At 66.7% G+C, this 1,318-nt stretch carries 1 protein-coding gene and 1 other annotated feature; the gene reads left to right on the forward strand.

All coding sequences use genetic code 11. The annotated features are described in order from the left end of the window. Nucleotides 1-50 precede the first annotated feature (50 nt). Nucleotides 51-1,279, forward strand: a protein-coding gene (locus G4G93_RS35350) for an IS3 family transposase (protein ID WP_099053496.1) whose coding sequence is annotated in 2 segments (ribosomal slippage) — nucleotides 51-345 and nucleotides 345-1,279 — 1,230 coding nt in all. Because the reading frame shifts where the segments join, the coding sequence is not laid out codon by codon here. After that, nucleotides 332-448 (forward strand) — a sequence feature (AL1L pseudoknot). (Overlaps the previous gene by 117 nt.) Nucleotides 1,280-1,318 lie beyond the last annotated feature (39 nt).

The following is a 1,318-nucleotide window of genomic DNA, read 5'->3' on the forward strand; positions in this document are numbered from 1 at the left end:
TGAACCGCCCCGGGTTTCCCGGAGGCTCCAACTTCTGAGAGGATGGAGCCATGACGAAGCGAACAGCCCCGTTTTCCCCTGAGGTGCGCGAGCGTGCGGTGCGAATGGTGCGCGACCATGAGGGCGAGCACGGCTCGCAATGGTCGGCGATCCAGTCGATCGCGGCCAAGATCGGCTGCTCGGGCGAGACGCTGAGGAACTGGGTGCGCCAGTCCGAGCGGGATCAAGGTGTGCGACCCGGGCAGACGACGGACGAGCGCGAGCGGATCAAGGCGCTTGAACGTGAGAACCGTGAGCTACGCCAAGCCAACGAAATCCTGCGCAAGGCGAGCGCGTATTTCGCCATGGCGGAGCTCGACCGCCGGTCGCGGCCATGATCAGCTTCATCGACGATCATCGGGAGGTCTACGGGGTCGAGCCGATCTGCAGGGTGCTGCCGATTGCCCCGTCGACCTACTACATGCACGCCGCTCGGCGTGCCGACCCCGAGAAGCAGCCGGTTCGTGCGCGCAGTGACGCTGCGTTGATGATCGAGATCCAGCGCGTGTTCGAGGCCAACTTCCGCGTCTACGGCGTGCGCAAGATCTGGAGGCAACTGGCCCGGGAGGGGATCGTGACCGCGCGATGCACGGTGGCGCGGCTGATGCGCCAGATGGGCTTGGCGGGGGTGGTGCGTGGCAGGACCGTACGCACCACGATCCCCGACCCGGCCGCAGCCTGCCCCCTCGACCGCGTCGGCCGTCAGTTCAAGGCTCCCCGGCCGAATGCCTTGTGGGTCAGCGACTTCACGTACGTGGCGACGTGGTCGGGCTTCGTCTACGTCGCCTTCGTCATCGATGTGTTCGCTCGGCGCATCGTCGGTTGGCGGGCCTCACGCAGCGCTCACGCGAGCTTCGTGCTGGATGCCCTGGAGCAGGCCCTGCACGAGCGTCGTCCCGTCCAGGGCAGCGGGCTGGTTCATCACTCGGACCGCGGCTCGCAATACTTAGCTCTACGGTACACCGAGCGCCTGGCTGGAGCCGGCATCGAGCCGTCGGTCGGCAGCGTCGGCGACTCGTACGACAACGCCTTGGCGGAGACGATCAACGGCCTGTTCAAGGCGGAGGTCATCCACCGACGTGGACCGTGGCGCTCCTTCGAGGCCGTCGAGTACGCCATCCTGGAGTGGGTCGACTGGTACAACCACCGTCGCCTGCTCGCGCCGATCGGCAACGTCCCTCCCGCCGAGGCCGAAGCGCGCTATTATGCTCACGGCGGCGACCAAGCTTTGGCCGCCTGACCCAAGCCAACCAGCCTCCGAAAAACCCGGAGCGGTTCA

Origin of the sequence: Methylobacterium sp. DB0501 (assembly GCF_011043735.1) — a bacterium.
In the GTDB taxonomy this organism is placed as follows: Bacteria; Pseudomonadota; Alphaproteobacteria; order Rhizobiales; family Beijerinckiaceae; genus Methylobacterium; species Methylobacterium alsaeris.